Below are 20,435 nucleotides of genomic sequence, written 5' to 3' on the forward strand. Positions count from 1 at the left end.
ATCTCTTTCTCGACGTAGCGGTTGGATTGAGATAGGAACTAAGAGGTCGACGCTAGATACATTTGGACCGTAGGAACACTTTGTCGGGCTTGCCGTTGCTATTCATCGGCAGCGCGGCCAAGATCTTTATCTTCTCGGGCACGTGAATCGGGGATAGCGTCTCAGCAATTCCGGCGCGAATATTTTCCACTTCGACCACTCCTGCCGGATCGCATTCGATCGCAGCGTGGATATGCTCGCTACCATCCTCGTCTCGCACGCCGTAGACGGCGGCGTGTCGGACGCCTGAGTGGGAAAGAATTTCCGCCTCGACAACAATTGGATGAACCTTGACGCCATCGACCTTGATGACGTCAGCCACTCGACCCAAGAGAGTCAGATATCCTCGCTCGTCGAGATAACCGATATCTCCGGTGAGATACCAGCCGTCATGAAGAACTTGTGCAGTTAATTCCGGGTTTCCGTTATAGCCGTCCATCATCTGAGGCGAGCGGACGCGGACCTCACCGATTTCCCCCGCCGCGGATTCCGCCCCCGAATCTGAGCTGTAGACAACGACCTCCGCCCCAGGGAACGGTCGACCGACAGTGGCTGAAAGCTCCATTGATGAGTGCTCCGAAGGTGCCAGGGTCGTGATTCGACCGGACTCAGTCGTGGCATACCCCTGCCACAGAACAGGGCCGAAAAGCCGAAATGCCTGTGTAGTTCTAGCGGGTGCCGCGGGGCTGCCGCCGTAGACAATCCGCTTCAGCGAAGACAAGCCCGCGGCCTCCACAGCGTCTCTGTCGCGAATTTCCCGCTCGAGCAGATGGTCGATGAGTTGGAAGACGTGGTTTGTAGCCATGAACGTCCACGAAATCTCTTCTTCTGTCGAGACGGTGTGCACGAATTTCTCGGCTTCGAATGTCTCGTGGAGATGGAGCGCTCCGCCCGCGGCGAGGACTGCGTCTGCCATTGCGGCAACGCCATGGCTCAGCGGGGTCGACACCAGCATCGACGCGCAGTTGGATTCACGACCGAGATCCATCCATCCACGCAGCGTGGCTTCCCACGCGCGACCCGCCAAACGGATTCCTTTGGGCCGTCCGGTGCTGCCACTCGTAAAGCTGATGACGGCCAGCGCATCCGGCTCCCACACCACGGCTTCCGGGGGATCGATAGGATCGACTCGGCCGGCCTCATTGCGGTCCCCATGTTGTAGTCGCGTTACAGGAATCCCGCTAGCATCAGCGAGCTCCATCCCGCGCTCCGAATATTCGGCATCGGCATAGACGGTCACTGCTTCTGTGTCACGCAAGATTTGAAGCTGGTGATCCAGTGGAAGGACCGTTGCCTTGGTACCAGGGTTAGTGGTTCGCAAATAGCACACGGCGCCACCGAGCAGATGTGTCGCGTACCGCACGGTGAGCATCTCAGGGCTGTTGGGCGCGACCAGAATGGCTACTACATCGCCCCTACCCACTCCGCGATTGCGCAGCGCAATGAATGTTTCAGTTACAGACCGAGTCAGGTCACCGCCAGAGAAGGCTTCGCCTCGCCAATGAGCGACATCGCGATCCGGCGCGGCCGCGAGCAGTGCGAGGATCTCCGAGACATAACTTCGACTCGAACTCCACCAATGGTTGGGCAGGCTCATGGGACCTTCCTTTGATTCGCCAACTATCGCGATGTTGTCCGATTGGGCAACTCAATCTTCGTCATGCAGTTGAAGTAAGTGGTAGATCGTTCGACTGGCTATAACGGTGCGTCGGACGAGGTCCCGATCTAGGTAGCCATTCGGCTACCTAGATGTCGGCGTTCTCGATTTAAGGGAATGACCTGCGATTTGGTGTGAGCGATACCGCTGCGGCGGCTGGGTAGTGGGGCACAGCGGTACTCGATGTCGGTTGCGTTCGCCCGCATCGGCGTCGTCTCGACGGATCCTCCGTGAACTGTCCGGTTACACTCGACAGACTGCCAAAACATGTCAAGCCGCGTTCGTGACCAAAAGCCAGCGTCGGTGTTCGGCCTTTGGCTGCTATCGGTCCGGTACAGATTCTTGCCAACCATCCTGTCCTGCCGAACTTGCCGATCGGTACGTCCAGGATCACCGCCGAATCTTTTCGATCCTCGCCCTACGACTCAGCCCGGGCGCGCTGCGGGTCACAGAAAGGACAGTACGAGCAATGACTGCCACCGAAACCACTAGCGACCTTTGGATACGCCGCTATCATCCGGCGGACCCCGGAGCGCCGAAGCTCGTAGTCCTGCCGCACGCGGGCGGCAGCGCGACGTTCTATTTCCCAATGGCGCGGGCCCTGTCACCCCTCGGTCGAGGTCCTCGCAATTCAGTATCCCGGCCGCCAGGACAGACGTACCGAGCCACTGCTCGACTCCATCGATGCGCTCGTCGATCGGCTCTTCCCGCTGCTTCGGCCGCACGCCGAGTCGGGCAGGCTGTCCTTGTTCGGACACAGCATGGGCGCGACCGTCTCGTTCGAACTCGCCCGACGCTTCGAGGCATCGGGCCTACCATTGCACGGGCTATTCGTCTCCGCCCGCCCGGCGCCCTCGCGGCACCGCGCCGGGCAAACCGCACACCTCAACGACGCTGATTTGATTACAAAAATGCGCTCTCTGAGTGGCACGGACCAGCAGTTTTTCGAGGATGAGGACTTGCTGCGCCTCACACTGCCGACGATACGCAACGACTACAAGGCTGCCGAGACCTATACGTACCAGGCCGGCTCGGAACTCGGCTGCCCGATTCACGCCTACATCGGCGACACCGACCCGATGGTGACCGAGGACGAAGCGCGCGACTGGTCAAAACACACCTCCGGCGAGTTCATCTTGCAGAAGTACACCGGCGGCCACTTCTATCTCGTCCAACACCAGGCGGCGGTGCTCAAAGACATTGGGCAGCAGCTGGCCCGATGACCTCCGCCGATCTTGACGAACACCCCGCCGAGATGCCACTTTGTTCCCGGCCTGTGGTGGATGTCGGCCTAGCCTGCGGGCCTATTCGGGACCGAACCTCGCACGCCAGGTGCGGATCGTCTCGTACGTCACTTCGATTCCAAGCTCGGCCATGAATAACTCGATCTCGCGGAACGAAAGTGTGAACCGGTGGTAGAGCCATACGCAAAGGGAAATGATCTCCCACGGTAACCGGAACCCTTACGTAGACAACATCATCGGATCATTCCCGATCTGGCATTCTCAACAACTTTAGTTGTTGTAGGCATGGACATTGCTGACGTGGGACTGAAGCAGACGGGCTGGTCCTCGGCGTAAGGATAGGAGTTGCGACACAACCGTTCTCGACCAAAAAGGACCAGCCCTGTGACACATCGTAATGCTCCGCTGACAGTGGGAGGAGGACGCCGCCTGATCGAGCGGTGCCAGAGTCGTCCGATCGCCCACGTAGCCGCCGAAATGGGTATCTCCCGCCAATGCGCCTCCACATGGGTCAACCGGTATCGCAAATACGGCGACCTGGGACTACAGGACCGATCCAGCACACCGAAACACCCACCGACCGCCACACCAGCGGAGACCATGGCCGAGATCGAAGCGATGCGGCGGACGCGGAAAATGGTCGGCCTCACGAATCACGTTCGAACTCCGAATGGATGGAACTGTCGTTGCCCGCCGAACCGTCACGAAAATCCTGCGAAACCTGGGATTGCACCGCCGCCGGTTCATCGACCCGAACGGCGAAACCAACCGTGACCCCCAGGTTATCGTCGCGATGCGACCAGGCCAGATGGTCCACGTCGATATCAAGAAAGTCGGGAAGATCCCCGACGGCGGTGGCTGCCGTGCCCACGGTCGCGGGTCCGAGCGGGCCAAACGATCCCAGCGCCGGAAAACGAAGAACAAGCATGCACGTGCCGGTTACACCTACCTGCATTCCGCGATCGACGGGAACACCTGGCGTACACCGAGGCACGCGACAACGAAACCGCAGCAACAGCAATCGATTTCATGAACAACGCCCGCGTGTACTTCGCCGCACATGGCATCACTCGTATCGAGCGCGTGATTACCGACACCGGATCATGTTATCGATCAGCCGATTTCACGTCTTCACTCCGCGAGGCTCGGCACTACCGCATCAAGCCGTACACCCCGAAACACAATGGGAAAGTTGAACGCTACAACCGCATCCTCGCCGAAGAACTACTGTACTCCCGCGAATACACCAGCGAGCAACAACGGCGCCCCGCCGTCGAGGTGTGAAATGTTCACTACAATTACCACCGACCGCATTCAACACGCGGAGGACGACCGCCTGCCGCGTACCGCCGGCACCGCGCAACTAACGTCACCGCCTCATACAACTGGACAGTGCAACAACTAGCCGCGCCGACGGACAGGACTTCGCCAATTGGCCGATACCTCACACATGGAGGAGCCCCGACTCTATGGCCCGAACAACCGCAAGAGTCCGATTTGGGCAGTTTAGCTTGGCCAATATGATGCCGACCGCGCGTTTAACTCCATGTTCAGAAATACTCAGCGAGCGAGCGACTTGTCGGTTACTTAGCCCTTCGGCAATCAGGCGCAATACCTGGTTTTCACGTGCTGTCAATGCAATCATGGATGCGCGCTTCGAGGTGGCGCCATCACGGGCATGGCCGAGTGCCGCCACGGATCGTCGGATCAGAGTGTCCGATACATGAAATCGTCCAGCCTCTATGCCCACGATCGCTTCGCGCAGGGTCTCGGGACGGAGATCTGCCCAATCCATGAAACCGTTTGCATGGTCGACCCATGATTGATCAACAACGTCTGCCGAATCTACCATGATCAGTACATATATTTTGTGGATACGCAGCTTTTCAGCGATCTCGTCAGGTACTGGCTCCAATGCATTTTTGGATGAAATGATCAGGTGGCCGTTGCGGAATGTCGAGAGATCTTCGATATCCGTCCTGAATTTCGCTGTCAACCGGATGTCGAGTGAACGAAGCATTCCCTCGATACTGTATCGACGAATGTTGTCTTGGATTATCAGCATCGTCTGAAGATTTGCATCGAGGGTGCCGACCTGCACCTCGATCTCAGTTTGTAGCGGCGATCGTCCAGCCTTCGGAGAAGCTCGTCTGTCACGCATATGAGGTAACGAGTAGTCCGCCTGATGATGGGTGTAGCGTTCGTAATTTTCGCTGCTCGAGTTCGGTTGCCACGTCAGTCTATCGTTCACGCTATCCATATCAGCGATCCTCTGCAAATATTCCGGCATGGGTCCGAGACAGTGCGCTTCTGGAGATACTGGCTGGACTATCGTCGCGCCAAGTCCGAACGGCATGACCGGCGGTGTCAACCTCTTCGCGGAAGCCACCGAATACGTTGACGACGTCCGATCGATTTGTTGTATCGCAGCTCATCAATAAATTTCTGGAGTTGATTCGACGAATCGCCTGCTCCCAGGAATCGAATGCAGCTAATTTTCGAATATGCAGACCAGTGAATACATGCCCCAATAGAGATGCTACTTCAACAATCGTGGCATTAATTCCTCGAAATAAACGGGACGCAACTGTCATTAGATCTACCACCTTGCCCCTATCTAGCCCAGTCGACGCATAGACATAAATTTGAATGCGAACCCAAAATACTCACGTCAGAATTATCTGATATCCCTCCATCTGCATGACACATTTTTTGAGTAGAAATCGAAGGTCCTCCCCGCAAAATAAGCATGGCACGATTCGCAGGAACCGTCCAGTTCGGGGGTGGATCGGCGGCCCATTGCTGCCTCTACTTGGCCAATGTCCGCTTATCAGCTCGCAAGATGCAGCGCTACAGCTCGCCGGAGACATGAAACCCTTCAATTCGCAACTCTCCGAATTGTGAAGCCCTTCGGGTCGTAAGTCGCCAGAGACACAGAAATGTTCAGTCCGCAAATCCGACCCAGAGGCATGTAATCTGCTCGGCCGCTACATTATTTGACAATAAACTCTAAGATTGACTGCGCCGTGGGGTTTGCTTATTGTCTAGTCGTTCAGGTTCTTACCGATTCGATATACGAAGGTGTTCATGACCATGCCTCCGACATTGCCGAAGTTCAAGCAGCAATTAATTCTTGCCGTTCTCATGTTGTGTTCGCTGCTGATTTGGCTGGACAATACTGTTCTGAGTACCACGCTGGAGACCCTTGCAGACCCGGTCCGCGGACTGGGGGCTAATCCCGGTCAACTGCAATGGGCGACAGGTTCGTACACTCTGGCCTTCGCCGCATTGATGTTCACTGCAGGCGCATTGGGCGATCGCTTCGGTCACCGGACCGTGTTTTCCATGGGATTGGTGATCTTCGCCGGATCCTCGCTCTGGGCGGCGTACGCAAGCGATGCGGGCCAGCTGATTACAGCGCGAGCTGTGATGGGGGTGGGCAGCGCACTGATCACGCCCGCCATGTTGGCCATCCTCATGTGGACCTTCACCGGCCCCGCGCGGACTGCCGCGATCAGCATTTTCTCGACATCGGCCGGCGTCGGAATGGCTGCCGGCCCAGTGCTGGCGGGATTCCTACTCAATCATTTCTGGTGGGGCTCGGTCTTTTTGATCAATGTTCCGTTCGCAGTATTGGCGTTGATCGGGCTCGCCTTGCTGGTCCCGAATTTCCGCAGCCCCACTCTGCGGCCACTGGACCCCGCTGGAATGTTGCTGTCGGTCAGTGGACTCGTGGCGTTGGCCTACGGGCTGATCCGGGCAGGACAAGTGACTGCGTGGACTCGTACCGATGTCTGGGGCCCGATCGTTGTCGGTCTGGTTCTCTTGGCCGTTTTTGTACTCGTCGAACTGCGTCTCAAGGTGCCCAGCTTTGATCCGCGACTGCTCGCACAACGCACATTCGGTGGAGGAAATTTGGCGCTTGGTTTACTGCTCTTCGGTGTGGCTGCCATCACTTTCTACAATGCGTTCTACTTGCAGGGCGCGCTCGGATTTTCGCCGATGGAGGCGGGTTTGGCCAATGTCCCGACCGCAGTCGGCGCGCTCGCGGGGGCGCCCCTTGGCTCGCGTTTGGTTCGGCGCCTGTCGCTACGCCCCGTCGCCGTGCCGGCGCTAACCGTGGCTGCGCTGACCATGGGCGGGTACGGGTTCCTCGGACTGCACACTCCACTCGTCTGGATCGAGATCCTTTTGTTGGTACAGGGTCTCGCGATCGGCATGGTGATCGGTCCCGTTACTGCCGCACTGATCAGCGACCTGCCGTTGGAACAGGCCGGTGCAGGATCGGCCGTCACCAACACCGTGCGACAAACCGGCAGCGTGATCGGAATCGCGATAGGCGGCACGATCATGTCGATCGTGTACCGACGTGCGATCGAACCTTCGCTGGAGAGTGCACCCGGTGCGGTGCAGGATCAGGCGCGAGTTTCCGCCGAACAGGCCCGCCATGTCGCCACCGCTATCGACCGGCCCACTCTCGCTCAGGCCGCTGATGATGCGTTTATCCATGCCATGCATGTCGGCGCAGGTTGGATCGCGGTCATCGCACTCCTCGGAGCAGGTGTGCTGCTGATTACTCTGCCTGCCGTCAGAAAAGAGGAGGGTCCGATGCCGGAGCCGGACTACGACAAGGCCGGCAGTTCCGACACTGGGGCAGCCCAGGTCGATGTCGGCAGCCATTGACGCCATGGAAATCAGACAACACCTACATGATGTCCGGGCTGACAGCCAAGCCACGTACCTCCTCGACCGTCATATGTTCGCCCTATGGACCTGGTTCTGCGGCAAGGTGGGGACGGCCCCACCCGTTGGTGACGTCGAGACGGTTGCCTTGGTTGTCCCTACGCCGAACCTCTCCAAATTCGAGGTGTCCGACGTCGAATGCGCACTTATCGAGCCGCGCGGGCTCGACGGCGCGCTTCTCGAATCAACCGGTCGGTCGGTCGAAGCTTGGCGGGAGCTGGTTTCAGGCAGCGACTCGGCCCTGCCGATCGCCGGGCATGCCATTCCCGATGCCACTGGTACCGCCGTGATATCAGCGGAGCATGCCGTAAAAGTCTTTCGCCACACTAGTGCTGTTGGAGCCGAACTTCGCACAACACTGACCGCCGAGCTGCGGCCTTATCAGGTCCGCGGGGTGAGTTGGCTACGCGAGACTGTCGGCGCGCACGGCGGTGCGGTACTTGCCGACGAGATGGGGCTCGGTAAGACGCTGCAGGCAATCGGTTATCTCGTCGGGTGCGCCGATGCGGGGCCACAGGTGGTGGTTTGCCCCACATCACTGGTCGGGAACTGGGCACACGAGATCGCGCAGTTTGCACCTGATCTAAGGACGATGATCTGGCGTGGCGGCCCGCTGGAGACGATAGATGACAGAACTGTAGTGCTCACCGGCTATCCGACGCTCCGCATACATAGCTCTGCCCTCATGGAGCATCGCTGGGCCACGGCGGTTTTCGACGAGGCGCAAGTGCTGAAGAACCCCCGCACACAAGTATCGAAGGCCGCGCGAACCATCTCGGCCGATGCGAAAATCGCGCTGACCGGAACGCCCGTGGAGAATCGCCTTGAGGAACTTTGGGCACTGATCAATTTGGTCGCACCGCAGCTGTTCGGACATAAGGCGCAGTTCCGTCGGCGCTATATCCGGCCGATCGCGGACGGTTCCATCGCCGCCGCTACCCGACTGCGCGGAGCGATCGAGCCAGTTGTGTTGATGCGGAAAAAGTCTCAGGTTGCAGCATCGCTCCCACCTAAGATCCACGCCAACCTGATCTGCGACCTCACCATGGAACAGCAGCAACTATACGACCAACTACTGGAAAAGGCGATCAGCGATGGCTTCGGTAGCGGCGCACAGCGCCAGGCCCGTGTGCTTGCAGCTTTGACCGCACTCAAGCAGGTCTGTAATCACCCGAGACTGGTCTCCCCCGACGACTCAGGCGAACTATCTGGGAGGTCGGGCAAGCTTGACCTGTGCACCGACATTGTCGCCAATAACCTCGAAACTGGTTCGCCAACACTGATCTTCACCCAGTATCGGAAGACGGGCGAGCTGCTCGTCCGGCACTTCGGCGAGCAGTTCGATCTGCCTGTCCCGTTCTTCCATGGCAGCTTGAATCAAGAACAGCGAGCGGACATCGTCCGACGCTTCCAGACCGACCACGGCCCGAAAGTGCTAATACTCAGCCTGAAAGCTGGGGGCACCGGGCTCACCCTTACCCGCGCAGCCGATGTCATTCACTTCGATCGTTGGTGGAATCCGGCAGTGGAAGCGCAGGCCTCCGATCGAGTCCATCGGATCGGCCAAACCCGCACTGTGACCGTGACCACACTGACTACCAATACCACCGTGGAGGAGCACATTGCGGCCATGCATTCGCGCAAATCCGCACTATCCGATATTGCCGATATGTCAGGAGTTGTCGAATTGGCCCGATTGGATGACGACCGGCTTATTGCCACCCTGCGACGGAAGCGAGCCAGTTGATATGGCGGACGATGACTTTGGCTACACCGCGTGGGGGCGGGACTGGGTTCGGCTCGCCCAGCCGTTACGCCAGACCCGACCCGACCCGGCGTTGCCGCGAGCCCGCAAGCTGGCGCGCGTCGGAGGAGTACACGTCACGATCGACGGCCGCATCGTGCGCGGCGTGGTCCAGCGTGGCCGCAACACATTAGCGGCCTGCATCGAGGTGGCACCGATGCCCCGGGAGACGATTGTGAGAATCTCTGGCCAGTTATACGGCGCTCAGTCATACGGTGCTCAACCTATCCTCACCGATGAGGTACACCGCACGGTAACCGAGGCAGGCCACGGGCCTGCACCGAAACTCGCGGGCGTCGACTGCTCCTGCTCGAATGGCACTGGGCGCTGTATCCACATTCTCGCCGTGTTTTACGAAATGGCACGACGTGTCGATGACGATCCTCGAATTGCGCTCGATATCCAGGACTTCTTCCGCGCCCCATCGGGTAGCACCCGAGTATCTACCGTGGCGCTAACACAGCGGTGGATCGCACTCAATACCCTTGATCCGTCCGACTACTTCACAGTGTCGAAGTAGTCGGTAATCACACGACATATCGACAGCTGATGACACTCATTCTCGGTAAGCCCAGCGGACATGGAGCGCGATCCGCGCGGCTGCGTCGCGATCTACCAAGCCGCCGCGCGCCTCTCGCAAGCGCTCTAGTGGTTCCACGATCATCAGTGGCCACACTGGACACTCGCCGAATAACGAAAAAGCCCTCACCGTTGCGGTGAAAGCCCTTTCAGGTGACGCCTGGGGTGGAGATCAGGTGCGCGCGCCTGGTGTTCGTCCGTGTGCGGCGATCTCTGCGAGCGCCCAGTCCCAGTCCGCGAAGCCCCATCGATCCTCATCTGATGGGCGGCGCGCTCGAAGTAGCTCGGTGGCATGCCGGATAGTGGCTTTCCGATGTCTCTGCGATCGCAGGTAGGTGGCCAGTTTCCAGCCGCCGAACACGACCGCTGCGGTCAGGGATGTCAGCACTCCGGCCTGCGCGACGGTGCCGAGGCTCAGCAGAAATAGGGTCAACATTCGCATTCTCCTAGTCGCCTGTTTGCTGGTCGGACGGTATGCGCCACAGGATCCAGCCGATGAAGGTCAGGAAGGCCACCTCTCCGGTGATGAGCATGATGCGGATCCTCAAGGGGCCGTGGGAGATGATTGCGCCGCCGAGGATGAGTAGCGCACCCATGATGCCGAGTGCGATCTGCCAGTTCCGCCAAGGTGCAGCTTCTTTCGGAGGTTTGCGTTCGGTGACCGAGATGAGCGTGGCACTTGCCACCATCAACGCGAGACCGACGTAAAACGGGGCAGCGTAGATGTCGAGCAAGGTGTCGAACATGGGTTTGGTGGCTCTTCCGGTTTTAGAGTGCATTGATTCGTTCCCGGAGCTGACCCGAGTGGATCAGTGACCGCAAGATGTAGTGCTCGAGGTTGCGGAAGCCGAGGGCGATACCGCGGAGGTGTTCGAGCCGGCCGTTGATCGCTTCGACCGGACCGTTCGATGCGCCGGTGTCGAAATAGGCCAGGATCTCTTTCCTGCGTTTCCACAGGCTGCGGCCGAGTTGCGCCAGTTCTGCAAGCTCTGTGGGGACACCGGATTTGATGTGTCCCAGGACCTTGAACATCGCCAACTTCCCCGCCCGCTTGTCCGAATCGGCGTACGCGGCAACAAGATCCTGATAGACGCGTTCGGTGACCTCGACATCGATGTGCTGCTCGTCGGCGAATACGGCCTCGAGTCGCGCTTTCTGCTTGTCGGTACGCAATACCTTGCGGGTCAGTAGGACCCGTTTGATGCCGTACAACGGGTCACCGAAACGGCCTCGAGTCGCGCTTTCTGCTTGTCGGTACGCAATACCTTGCGGGTCAGTAGGACCCGTTTGATGCCGTACAACGGGTCACCGGAACGGCCGCGGTGACCGAGCGTGACCTGCTGGACTCGTTGCCGGCACCCAGTGAGCTTTTCCGCAGCCAAATGCACGACGTGGAAGGGATCCATTACCGTCCTGGCCTGCGGTAATACGTCCTTCGCTGCCTTATGGTAGCCGGCGAATCCATCCATCGCGACGACCTTCACCCGATCCCGAAACGCCTGATCACGCTCACGGAGCCAGTCTGTGAGCGCGGCGGAGGTTCGGCCGGGAACCATGTCGAGCAACCGGGCAGGACCGGTACCGTCGATGACCGGGGTCAGGTCCACGATCACGGTAACGAAGCTCGGATCACCCTGTCCGCGTACATGTTTCCACTTGTGTTCATCCACCCCGAGGACCCGCACCCTGTCGAAGTGGCCGGGCTGGTCATAGACCAGGTGCCGGACCGTCGACAAGGCGAGGGAGTTGACCACGTCCCAACCCAAACCCAACGCCGTGGCCACCGCGGAGACCGGCATTTTGTCGCAGGCGAGGCGCCCGAGAATCCATCCGGCAGTACGGCGAGTGGTCGAGGCTTTCGGCGCGGCAACCCGGTCGAGGCGCTGGCGGAACACCGCCACCTCGCAGCCGGGATTCTCACAGGTGAAGCGCGGTAACCGGATGTGAAGGCGGGTGGGGTGGCCGACGACGGGGAGGTCGGTGAGGGTGCGAGTGACGTGGTCGCGGAGCCTGCCGGACTGACCGCATGTTCGGCAGGTCGGGTCGTGTTCGACGGGTCGGCATTCGATGTGGGTGAGCTGTTCCGCGATGGCGGCGCCGGTGATTGTCACACCGAGTTCGACGGTTCGGCAGATGGTGTCGGCAACAAGGTCGATAGGCTGCAAGGTGGGTCCTGGGCTGTGAGGGGACTGGCGTGAGAACCTTCATCCTCACATTCCAGGGCCCTCTGTATGCCTCTACATCTTGTGTCTCATCGGATCATCGCCGTATCGACCTCATGCACTCCAGATCCGGAAGAGCCGGTTTATTCCGTGCATTCCTGTTTGAGATCGTCGATTCCGAGACCACTTCTGTGATGGTGATAGCGCGTGGAATAGTCGGCCAACGCCTTGTCGAGATGGGCATAGTCGGCTATCCACCGGGGATCGTCGGGGTCCTCGCCGAGTTCACGTAGCAGGGCACGATCGTCATCGGTCACACCTGGTTAGACGCACAGTGCGCTCTGTCGGTTCCCGGCAATCTCAAAGTGCGCGATTCGCACGGTCCGGAGCTGCTCGCCAACACGATCGACAGGCGTAGTACCGATTTCGGTTGGTAGGGTTTCCCAATCACCGAAGGAACATCGATTCTAAGGACAGTCTATGGCAGAGATAATGATTCGACAGCTGATCGACGATCTCGACGGAAACGTAATCGAAGACGGCTACGAGGATAGGATCGAATTCTCTTACCAGGGAATCGATTACGTAATCGATTTGCGTGCAACGAATTCAGCCAAGCTCGACGCCGCCATGGCGCCCTACGTGAAAGCCGCGATGAAGGTCGGATCCCGGCGCGCACGCAAAGAGCCCGTGACGAAGAAGGTGACCGGGTCCGGTCGGTCAGCAGAACAACTGGGGGCGGTGCGCGACTGGGCGACCATCAACGGATACGAAGTATCCCCGCGAGGGAGGATCAAAACAGAGATCATCGCGGCTTTCGACGCCGCCCACTGATCAGAGGCCTCGGGCGCAGTGTCACGGCAGTAGATTTGCCACCCGCTCTTTCGAATCCACATCTGGAGTGCCCCCAATAACTGTCCGCCGGCAGATCACCCTCTGCAATCCGACTTTGTGGCGCACGTCCTCCAGTAGCGGCACTCGACCCTTCTGCCCTTCTCTGGACCAGGTCGAGTGCCGCTACCTTTTGCTCGATCCGGATCTACTTCCGAACATGCCGAAACGCTCCGAAATGGCAGCAAGTGGACGTGAGCAAACTTGTTCATGTTTCAAATATGTTGCGCTACTTACGCTCCCACCAGGCATCTTGCCTTCTCGCGCAGTAGGATAGTCGAGTCCGTTACGCCGCAGAATGCGCGTTCGGTCACTGCGGGGAATAGGGCCGTGAATACACGCAACTGCGTTTTCTTTCAGGGGGACACATGTACGCCGACACTGATCGATTACCCCATCGCACGGTGATCGTCTGCGATGTGCCGACCTGCTCGAACAACTTGCCGACGGGCCAACAATGCTGATCACTGCCGCCGCCGCTCTTTTCGTGTTCGCTGCAGGCGTCGGCACTGGGTGGATGCTGCGCTGGCAGCGTCGCCGCACGCTGGACCTCGACCGGGTATTCATTGAATCGTTCACTGAGTTCACCGACGCCGTCCCCTCCCCGTCGGGCGATGCAGGGGCCTTACGCGACCTCACGCACACATTGATCGACATTTACAACGATATCGGCGAAGGCGCCATTCGCGACCGGATAGTCGAGGATCTCGACCACGCTGGTATCCATCCCGTCGCCGTCCGTCCCGGCGTCCGGTTCCACTCGTCGTATCACCTCGCCGTCGAACACGTACGGGCCACCGATCCGTATCAGGTCGGAACCATCGCCGCGGTCCTGCGCCCGGGTTGGAAGACCCCTGACGGCGTCATCAGGCACCCGGAAGTAGCTGTATACGAGGCAGGCACACCACTCAATTCATGGCAGCGCTACTAGATGTCGACCCAGGGGGTGCGTGCTGCCTCGGCCGTGGGGTGTTCGACATCGCAGTAATTTCGATGGTTTCCATGCACTCACCTGACAATGTCACATTGCCCAAATGCAGAATCTGTGGCGCCTCATGCAGAACACCGACGAGGCCAGGCACGCTCTAATCTTGTGGCTCACATTGATAGGAAATTTGAACTTTGCATCAACTCTGCGATCGGCAGGTCAACGATCGCGACATTGTTCGGCCGAGTTAGTTCGCCTACACGCCAAGATAACTCCATCGAAGAAAGAAGATCCGCAGCGTCGACGGTTTCCACCGGTGTCTGACCCAGGACGAGGGCCCAGTCCTCCATGTCATAGTCGACAATCCTGCCCGTTGGCAGCTCACACACCATCGTCAGGAGCATCAGCAGACGATGCGCGTCGTCGATAATCTTGTCAGTGTCAGTGCCAAACATTTGCCTCTCGCGCATCCATACGGGAAACCGGGCGTCTCGATCACGCGCCCAGCTCATTGCGGCCCACCTCAACCGCTCTTTTTCGCCGACGATAGCTCGGTCGGGCGATGTTTCGTCAAAATTTTTGCTCACTACTTGCCACCCTCCATTACGAGAGCCGAATCTCGTTGTGGCCCAAATGGACGCACTCGAAAGCGCTGTCGCAGCTGTGACAGCGATGCCCTTAATGCAACCATGTGGTGAATAGTAGTGCGGAAAAGCGTATTTCATGCCCTCCACCTGGACATTCCCCACTTCACAACATTACAATGTCAAGTTGCGTTGCTTTGTTGCAAGTCGTCCATCGTCTACGGATTCCGTTGCTTCTCGTAAGTGCTGCCGACAACCGCCGCTGGGACGCACCGACAGGAAACCCGACCTCTCCGCATTGTCGATCATTCCGGGTCAGGGAAAACGGCGTCGGCAGTGACCCAGAGCCACATATCGAGTCCGGAGTGCTCGCCGGCGGTTGTCGCGTGGATCCGGACGCACGCGAGCTTGTGTACCGTCGGTCATTGACCGCAGAGGGGAAACCGTCATGTCGTTGTCTTCCTGGCGAGTGTGTATCACCGAAATGCGTGTCTCCCGTCCCCCGGACTGCGGCGTACCGGAGGGCGTCGAGAGAAGTTTCTTTCCGGACGACCCATTTACAGGTTCACCGTTTTTGTTGTCTCCGTTGTTCGAGTACGACGTGGACCTCAATTCGTACTTCCGAAGCCCGAGTTTCGTCACGATGTCGCTGATCAGCCAACAGGGATATGCGCGCAACATTGCAGCGTTCCTGTCATTTCTGACCTCGGCGCGGAGCGGTAGTTCATGGCGTGATGCGAATGAGGACGACCACGTCGCTTACCTGGTTTGGCGTCGGCGGGATGTTTTCGGGCCACGAGTGTCCGGAGCTACGTGGAATCGAGAAGTCGCGGCCGTCAACAACTTCTATCGCTGGGCAGTGCGAAAGGGTTTCGTCGCCGCGAGCCCGGTCCCGCACCATGCACCCAGCGGACGATCTCGCACCCCGAGTCGTATCGACCATCACGTAAGTAGTCCCACGACATATTCGCGAGATGTCAACAGGGACAACATCGAGTGGATTCCGCAAGCCTCGTACCGGCAATGGAGAGATGCTGGAATGAAGGGCATGACCGCGGATGGTCTGCCTCGCCCTGCGTTCCGCGGACGCTGGGCGGCACGCAACGCGGCGTTCTGCGACCTCATGGTCCGAACCGGATTGCGCCTCGCCGAGCAGTCCGCACTGACGGTCTTCGACCTGCCCACTGAGCCCCGGCCCGTGTCCTATCAGCGCTTCCGACTCCCGTTGTCCATCGCAAAAGGCTCTTCAACCAGATGGGTGTACGTACCGGAATCGATTGTCAGAGAACTGATCAACTACCGCGATATCGATCGCCGGCAGATTATCGACGATGCTCGAGCACGGGGGCAGTACGACAAAATCGTTCGTCCACTCGTGATCGAGAACCCTGCACGACCTGTCGCAGTCGACTACACCAGCGCCGGCGTCAAGGTGAGTGTAAAGCTCTCCAACCTGGATCACGCGGACCGGCGGCGTCTGTACATCGCCGGTGATCTCGGTTTGGAACCCGCCTCGTTCTGGTTGACCGAACGAGGGATGCCGGTGTCGTTGTCGAGGTGGAAAGGACTGTTCCATGAGGCGAATGTTCGGTGTGCCGATGTTGGAGTTCCGTTGCGCGTGCACCCTCATATGCTGCGTCACACGTTCGCGGTGGTGACTCTCGAACAACTTCAACGAGGCCATATTGCGGCGTTGAGTGAACAAACTTCGGAACAACGTGGCCACTACACGCGTGTGTTCGGCGATCCCCTCGACTGGGTGCGCCGCAGGATGGGTCATCGCTCGGTCACCACCACGATGATCTATCTTCACACACTGGCCGAGTTGGAAATGGAGACCCGGATGGCGCTGGTGCCTGACGACTGGGGTGAACTACCAGCTCCATGGACGCCACTTGCCGAGACCGCGGACTTTTCGCAGTGACGCCCCGCAAAGGTGCTGGAACACATACAGGTCGACCAGCGGAAACACCCTCAGGGAACTATGAAATTTCGCAACGCCGCGAACCGCTGGACCCGGCTGCTGTGATCGACGTTGAGATCACCCCTCCGGTCCGGTTCATCGGAGACGACGGGCGAACGCGGACATTTTCGGCCGCCCGGTGGCCCATGCCCGGCTGGCACGGACCTACCCTCGCTGCATTCGCTCGACGTACGGGTCCCACCGGGACTTTGCGGACGGAGAGATCAGCACAAGGGAGCTGGCTTTTCCTGGGCTCATTCCTGAGGTACCTCGACTCCCTTCGGCATCCACCCCACGACCCTGCAGCACTGACGCTGCACCATGTCCAGGGCTATCTCCGACAGCGAGCCTCCACGGCGAGTATCAACCGTTCGCTCGAATGCCAGACAATTCTTCGGAGACTTCTGATCGAACCTCCGTTACGCGAGATGATCTCACCCGATATTCACGCTGCGCTGGCTCGTTCGGTCCCGAAATTCAGAAAGCTGAATGCATCCGGCTACTCGGACGGAGAGTTCGCGCGAATCCTCGGCGCTGCACGCGCTGACGTCTCGTCAATTCGATCGCGAATCGAATCATCGGAACGAACCCTCTCCGACAACGATGCCAAGACCACGGAAAAGTCCTCTTCGGCTGTAGATGTGCCGAGTCTGCGAACGCTCGCCGCTACCGGAGTGATCCCACGGCAGCAGACCGGAACGCCTCTGACATGGCGACGCCGACTCGCGCAGGCAGAGCAACTATTCCTTCTGAAGAGAGATCTGGTTCCGATCCTCATTCTCCTGATCACGCTGACCGGCCGGAATGTGGAAACCCTCAAAGACTTACCTGCCGAACACAAAATCCTCGAAGGAAAGGCTGTACAACTACGACTGACGAAACGTCGGCGAGGAGAACAACACTGGTATGAAACCGTCACCTGGGAAATCGGTCCACCACACCGCGAACTTGAGACCCCGGGAGGGTTGTACCTGCTTCTGCACCGGTTGATGGCGAGAGGCAGAACTTACACGGAATCGACTGCGCTGTGGTCAATCTGGCGCAACGGAATCGCAGGCGGCATCTCCGGTACGGCCGAACACATGGCTCCGTTTCGCAGATCGTTGTCCGATCCACCCCTGCTACCCAGCACATGGGCGGCCGGGCATTCGCTGTTGACCGACCCGCAGGGCGATACCGAGGTGGGAGCCCCGCTGACGGTGACATTCAGCCGTATCCGTACCACGATCGAAGTCGCCAGAGTCAAAAAGTTCGGTGGCCATTTGCCCTCCGCCGCGCGCTCGAACAGCGTGGGCGTGTTGTTTGCGAATTATCTTCGTGGCGATGCTTCGGCAGCAGAATGGAGCGCCGAAACCGTCACCGCTGCCATCGCCGACGCCGAGAGGGCGGCACTCGATACTCACGCTCGCGCGCTTGCGGCCGCGGGCGGATCCCTGAACGTCGTGCCACACGCGACAGTGCCCGCAGATAAGGAGGCGCCGTGGAATGGTTGCGCTGACCCCGACGCTCACCCTGCCACTGGGCGAATATGCCGTCGGACAACATTTCTCGACTGTTTTCACTGCGGCAATTGCGTCATCTCGTCGAGTCACCTTCCTGCCGTGCTGGCCTTACGACAGGCACTCGACGAACGGCGATCGGTGCTCGCAGAGTCCGACTGGTGGGGCCGCTATGGACCCGTGTGGGCGACCATCGATCACGAGATTCTGCCCAAATTCACACCGGGACAAGTCTCGCACGCCGAGTCGATCAAGCCAGCCGATGCTCTTCTCGACCTCGTCGAACAACCCTGGGACCTTCCATGACCGAACCACAACCCCACTTCAGTACCGGCCCCCATGTACTCACAGGACGGCCGCTGCGCCCCGACATCCGCGACGATCGCCTTCCCCGATACACGGACATGGTGTGGCAACTCGACGCCGCCCAGCTGCAATCGCATCTGAGTTCAGAGCGCTTGGACTTCACCACCATCCCCACCCGCCATCAGAGCGCCGCGAAAGAGCTCTTCGCGGCCATCCTGTCCGGTCCACTACCGCCAGGAGAGCAGCGTCTGGCCGTGGGCACCGTCACGGCCCTGTTTCCGCAGATCAAACGGTTCCTGATCTGGGCCGATGACACTCGACCCGGAACCTCGTTGGCCGCCCTGACTCCCGAGATGCTCGGGGACTACGCCATCTTCTTGCTCTCCGATGTGCCCAACACCGGCCACCGCGAGAATGCCCGACGGGCGGTTCGCATGCTGTGGCGGTATCGAAGCGCCGTTACCGAGCCCCTCACCTTCGACCCTCAATACGCGGCCGAGGGGTGGTCTCGGCAATCGCGCTCACGCGCGGAGAACATCACCCCGCGCATCCCCGAGCAGGTGCTCGGTCCTCTGATTTCCTGGTCATTGAGATTCGTCGACGATTTCGCGCCCGACATTCTGACCTCGCTCGAACTCAGAGGGCCGATCAAGAACCGGCCAAAGCCTTCTGCTCTCGGCCGAAACTCCGGAGCACACGCAGCCCTGACGGAGGTCCTCGATCAGTACATCCGAACCAGGCAACCCCTACCCGGCACAAGGCGAGGAGTGAACCGATCACTCCTCGCCGCGCAGGCCGGCATCAGCGGCATCCGGCAGCCTGAACAGTGGGAATCGATCGCCGCTGCCGAGAAGCTGGTCGGCGTCGATCCGCACACATGGTTTCCCATCACTATCTCGGGAAAACTCGACGGAGAACCGTGGACCAGCGGGATCTGCGCGAACAACCATCCGAGCAGGTCCGCACGAGTGCTCTCGCGGATGCTCCTCACTGCCTGCTACGTCCTCGTTGCCTATCTGTCCGGCATGCGCGAGAGTGAGGTCAAAAGCCTGCGACCCGGCTGCGTCACAATTCGTCGCAGATCCGACGGAACCCCGCACCGATGGACAGTTTCCGGCACCGCTTTCAAGGGCGCCAAGGATCCCCACGGCGTCGACGCTACGTGGACAGTCGGCGCGCCAGTGGCCCGCGCCATCGACGTTCTCACCGAACTACGCAGGCCAGGCGCCGAGTACTTGTTCACCTTTCTCACCCAGTCGCGCGACGAAGCCAGCGGTTTCCGCCCGAATCGGGTTTTCACTACCTGCGCCACCAATGTGCAACTCAACGATCTGTGCAACTGGATCAACAACTACTGCACCGAACACGGACGCATCGATGGCATCCCCACGGTGAACGGCGCACCATGGATACTGTCCACCCGACAGTTCCGACGAACCCTTGCGTGGTTCATTGCCCGACAACCTGGCGGAGCCGTGGCGGGCGCGATCGCATACCGTCACTTGAGCATCCAGATGTTCGAAGGCTATGCAGGAACTTCAGATTCGGGTTTCCGCGCGGAAGTCGAAGCCGAGCAAGCACTACTACGAGGCAACGATCTGATGACCATGATCGATCAACACGAGCACACCCGATTGACCGGTCCAGCCGCAGTGGAAGGAGCATCGCGACTCGCAGCGCTGGCCAGCCATCCGCAGTTCGCCGGGGCTGTGATCACCGACCCCAAACGGCTCACCCGTGTACTGAAAAGCAAGGCCGGAGACATCTACCCTGGAAAATACGCAACGTGCATCTTCGATGCCCGAAAAGCCCTGTGTCTGAACAGCAACACCGCCAAGAGCGCAGTTCCGCAGCTCAATCACTGCCAACCACTCAACTGCCCCAACGTCGCACTCACCGTCGGTAAACCTCACGAAGCTGAGCGCAGAAGCCAAGGAAATCGCCGAGACACTCCGTGAGCGCCCCACGCTCCCGCCACTCTTACGAAGCCAGCTCTCCGAACTAGCGGCACAGATTCACGCATTCGTCGACCGCCA

16 protein-coding genes and 2 pseudogenes are annotated in these 20,435 nt (G+C 59.5%); 10 read left to right on the top strand and 8 right to left on the bottom strand.

The window, feature by feature from the left end:
• Positions 1-52: 52 nt before the first annotated feature.
• Complete coding sequence (locus tag ABH922_RS25145) at positions 53-1,636, bottom strand: class I adenylate-forming enzyme family protein (RefSeq protein WP_424809791.1); 1,584 nt, start codon at positions 1,634-1,636, stop codon at positions 53-55.
• A 689-nt stretch (positions 1,637-2,325) separates the two neighbouring features.
• On the opposite strand from ABH922_RS25145, the gene ABH922_RS25150 reads away from it, so the two are divergent.
• Positions 2,326-2,919, top strand: coding sequence for a thioesterase II family protein (locus tag ABH922_RS25150; protein ID WP_424810309.1), 594 nt, complete (start codon positions 2,326-2,328; stop codon positions 2,917-2,919).
• A 405-nt stretch (positions 2,920-3,324) separates the two neighbouring features.
• A pseudogene (locus ABH922_RS25155) lies at positions 3,325-4,326 on the top strand (IS481 family transposase); the annotation flags it as partial.
• 58 nt (positions 4,327-4,384) lie between these two features.
• On the opposite strand, the gene ABH922_RS25160 reads toward ABH922_RS25155, so the two are convergent.
• Both ABH922_RS25160 and ABH922_RS25165 read right to left on the bottom strand, forming a co-directional pair.
• A complete protein-coding gene (locus tag ABH922_RS25160) occupies positions 4,385-5,200 on the bottom strand; it encodes a response regulator transcription factor (protein ID WP_424809792.1) in 816 nt (271 codons plus the stop codon).
• A 1-nt stretch (position 5,201) separates the two neighbouring features.
• Positions 5,202-5,534, bottom strand: coding sequence for a hypothetical protein (locus ABH922_RS25165; protein WP_424809793.1), 333 nt, complete (start codon positions 5,532-5,534; stop codon positions 5,202-5,204).
• Positions 5,535-6,027: 493 nt separating this feature from the next.
• Between ABH922_RS25165 and ABH922_RS25170 the strand changes: the two genes are divergently transcribed.
• The 3 genes from ABH922_RS25170 (at position 6,028) to ABH922_RS25180 (ending at position 10,007) form a co-directional block, all read left to right on the top strand.
• Positions 6,028-7,623, top strand: a complete 1,596-nt coding sequence (locus ABH922_RS25170) for an MFS transporter (RefSeq protein ID WP_424809794.1) — start codon at positions 6,028-6,030, stop codon at positions 7,621-7,623.
• Between the two features lie 73 nt (positions 7,624-7,696).
• Entirely contained in the window at positions 7,697-9,430 is a 1,734-nt protein-coding gene (locus ABH922_RS25175) for a DEAD/DEAH box helicase (protein ID WP_424810310.1), read from the top strand.
• A gap of 1 nt (position 9,431) precedes the next feature.
• Positions 9,432-10,007, top strand: coding sequence for a hypothetical protein (locus ABH922_RS25180; RefSeq protein ID WP_424809795.1), 576 nt, complete (start codon positions 9,432-9,434; stop codon positions 10,005-10,007).
• A 231-nt stretch (positions 10,008-10,238) separates the two neighbouring features.
• On the opposite strand, the gene ABH922_RS25185 is transcribed toward ABH922_RS25180, so the two are convergent.
• The 4 genes and pseudogenes from ABH922_RS25185 to ABH922_RS25200 form a co-directional block, all read right to left on the bottom strand.
• A complete protein-coding gene (locus ABH922_RS25185) occupies positions 10,239-10,502 on the bottom strand; it encodes a hypothetical protein (RefSeq protein ID WP_424809796.1) in 264 nt (87 codons plus the stop codon).
• 10 nt (positions 10,503-10,512) lie between these two features.
• Positions 10,513-10,812 (bottom strand): hypothetical protein, encoded by a 300-nt coding sequence (locus tag ABH922_RS25190; RefSeq protein ID WP_424809797.1) that lies wholly within the window; start codon positions 10,810-10,812, stop codon positions 10,513-10,515.
• Positions 10,813-10,834: 22 nt separating this feature from the next.
• A pseudogene (locus tag ABH922_RS25195) lies at positions 10,835-12,231 on the bottom strand (ISL3 family transposase).
• Positions 12,232-12,371: 140 nt separating this feature from the next.
• Complete coding sequence (locus ABH922_RS25200; RefSeq protein ID WP_424809798.1) at positions 12,372-12,545, bottom strand: hypothetical protein; 174 nt, start codon at positions 12,543-12,545, stop codon at positions 12,372-12,374.
• A 163-nt stretch (positions 12,546-12,708) separates the two neighbouring features.
• Here ABH922_RS25200 and ABH922_RS25205 point away from each other — a divergent pair, with 163 nt between their 5' ends.
• Both ABH922_RS25205 and grpE read left to right on the top strand, forming a co-directional pair.
• Positions 12,709-13,062, top strand: a complete 354-nt coding sequence (locus ABH922_RS25205; RefSeq protein WP_424809799.1) for a histone-like nucleoid-structuring protein Lsr2 — start codon at positions 12,709-12,711, stop codon at positions 13,060-13,062.
• 514 nt (positions 13,063-13,576) lie between these two features.
• The gene (grpE, locus tag ABH922_RS25210; RefSeq protein ID WP_424809800.1) at positions 13,577-14,050 is read left to right on the top strand and encodes a nucleotide exchange factor GrpE; all 474 of its coding nucleotides are present in this window, start codon (positions 13,577-13,579) and stop codon (positions 14,048-14,050) included.
• Between the two features lie 167 nt (positions 14,051-14,217).
• On the opposite strand, the gene ABH922_RS25215 is transcribed toward grpE, so the two are convergent.
• On the bottom strand, positions 14,218-14,634 hold the full coding sequence (locus ABH922_RS25215; RefSeq protein WP_424809801.1) for a hypothetical protein: 417 nt from the start codon (positions 14,632-14,634) through the stop codon (positions 14,218-14,220).
• A gap of 445 nt (positions 14,635-15,079) precedes the next feature.
• Between ABH922_RS25215 and ABH922_RS25220 the strand changes: the two genes are divergently transcribed.
• The 3 genes from ABH922_RS25220 (at position 15,080) to ABH922_RS25230 (ending at position 20,357) form a co-directional block, all read left to right on the top strand.
• Complete coding sequence (locus ABH922_RS25220) at positions 15,080-16,555, top strand: tyrosine-type recombinase/integrase (RefSeq protein ID WP_424809802.1); 1,476 nt, start codon at positions 15,080-15,082, stop codon at positions 16,553-16,555.
• A 467-nt stretch (positions 16,556-17,022) separates the two neighbouring features.
• The gene (locus ABH922_RS25225; protein WP_424809803.1) at positions 17,023-18,399 is read left to right on the top strand and encodes a hypothetical protein; all 1,377 of its coding nucleotides are present in this window, start codon (positions 17,023-17,025) and stop codon (positions 18,397-18,399) included.
• The gene (locus ABH922_RS25230; RefSeq protein ID WP_424809804.1) at positions 18,396-20,357 is read left to right on the top strand and encodes a hypothetical protein; all 1,962 of its coding nucleotides are present in this window, start codon (positions 18,396-18,398) and stop codon (positions 20,355-20,357) included. The genes ABH922_RS25225 and ABH922_RS25230 overlap by 4 nt, the downstream gene beginning before the upstream one ends.
• The last annotated feature ends 78 nt before the right edge of the window (positions 20,358-20,435 follow it).

Origin of the sequence: Rhodococcus sp. 27YEA15 (genome assembly GCF_049739425.1) — a bacterium.
GTDB lineage: Bacteria > Actinomycetota > Actinomycetes > Mycobacteriales > Mycobacteriaceae > Rhodococcus_F.

Excerpts from the sequence above, each read along its gene's own strand:
- ABH922_RS25145 (WP_424809791.1), bottom strand. The coding sequence starts at position 1,636 with ATGAGCCTGCCCAACCATTGGTGGAGTTCGAGTCGAAGTTATGTCTCG.
- ABH922_RS25160 (WP_424809792.1), bottom strand. The coding sequence starts at position 5,200 with ATGGATAGCGTGAACGATAGACTGACGTGGCAACCGAACTCGAGCAGC.
- ABH922_RS25165 (WP_424809793.1), bottom strand. The coding sequence starts at position 5,534 with ATGACAGTTGCGTCCCGTTTATTTCGAGGAATTAATGCCACGATTGTT.
- ABH922_RS25170 (WP_424809794.1), top strand. The coding sequence starts at position 6,028 with ATGACCATGCCTCCGACATTGCCGAAGTTCAAGCAGCAATTAATTCTT.
- ABH922_RS25175 (WP_424810310.1), top strand. The coding sequence starts at position 7,697 with ATGTTCGCCCTATGGACCTGGTTCTGCGGCAAGGTGGGGACGGCCCCA.
- ABH922_RS25180 (WP_424809795.1), top strand. The coding sequence starts at position 9,432 with ATGGCGGACGATGACTTTGGCTACACCGCGTGGGGGCGGGACTGGGTT.
- ABH922_RS25185 (WP_424809796.1), bottom strand. The coding sequence starts at position 10,502 with ATGTTGACCCTATTTCTGCTGAGCCTCGGCACCGTCGCGCAGGCCGGA.
- ABH922_RS25190 (WP_424809797.1), bottom strand. The coding sequence starts at position 10,812 with ATGTTCGACACCTTGCTCGACATCTACGCTGCCCCGTTTTACGTCGGT.
- ABH922_RS25205 (WP_424809799.1), top strand. The coding sequence starts at position 12,709 with ATGGCAGAGATAATGATTCGACAGCTGATCGACGATCTCGACGGAAAC.
- grpE (WP_424809800.1), top strand. The coding sequence starts at position 13,577 with ATGCTGATCACTGCCGCCGCCGCTCTTTTCGTGTTCGCTGCAGGCGTC.
- ABH922_RS25220 (WP_424809802.1), top strand. The coding sequence starts at position 15,080 with ATGTCGTTGTCTTCCTGGCGAGTGTGTATCACCGAAATGCGTGTCTCC.
- ABH922_RS25225 (WP_424809803.1), top strand. The coding sequence starts at position 17,023 with ATGATCTCACCCGATATTCACGCTGCGCTGGCTCGTTCGGTCCCGAAA.
- ABH922_RS25230 (WP_424809804.1), top strand. The coding sequence starts at position 18,396 with ATGACCGAACCACAACCCCACTTCAGTACCGGCCCCCATGTACTCACA.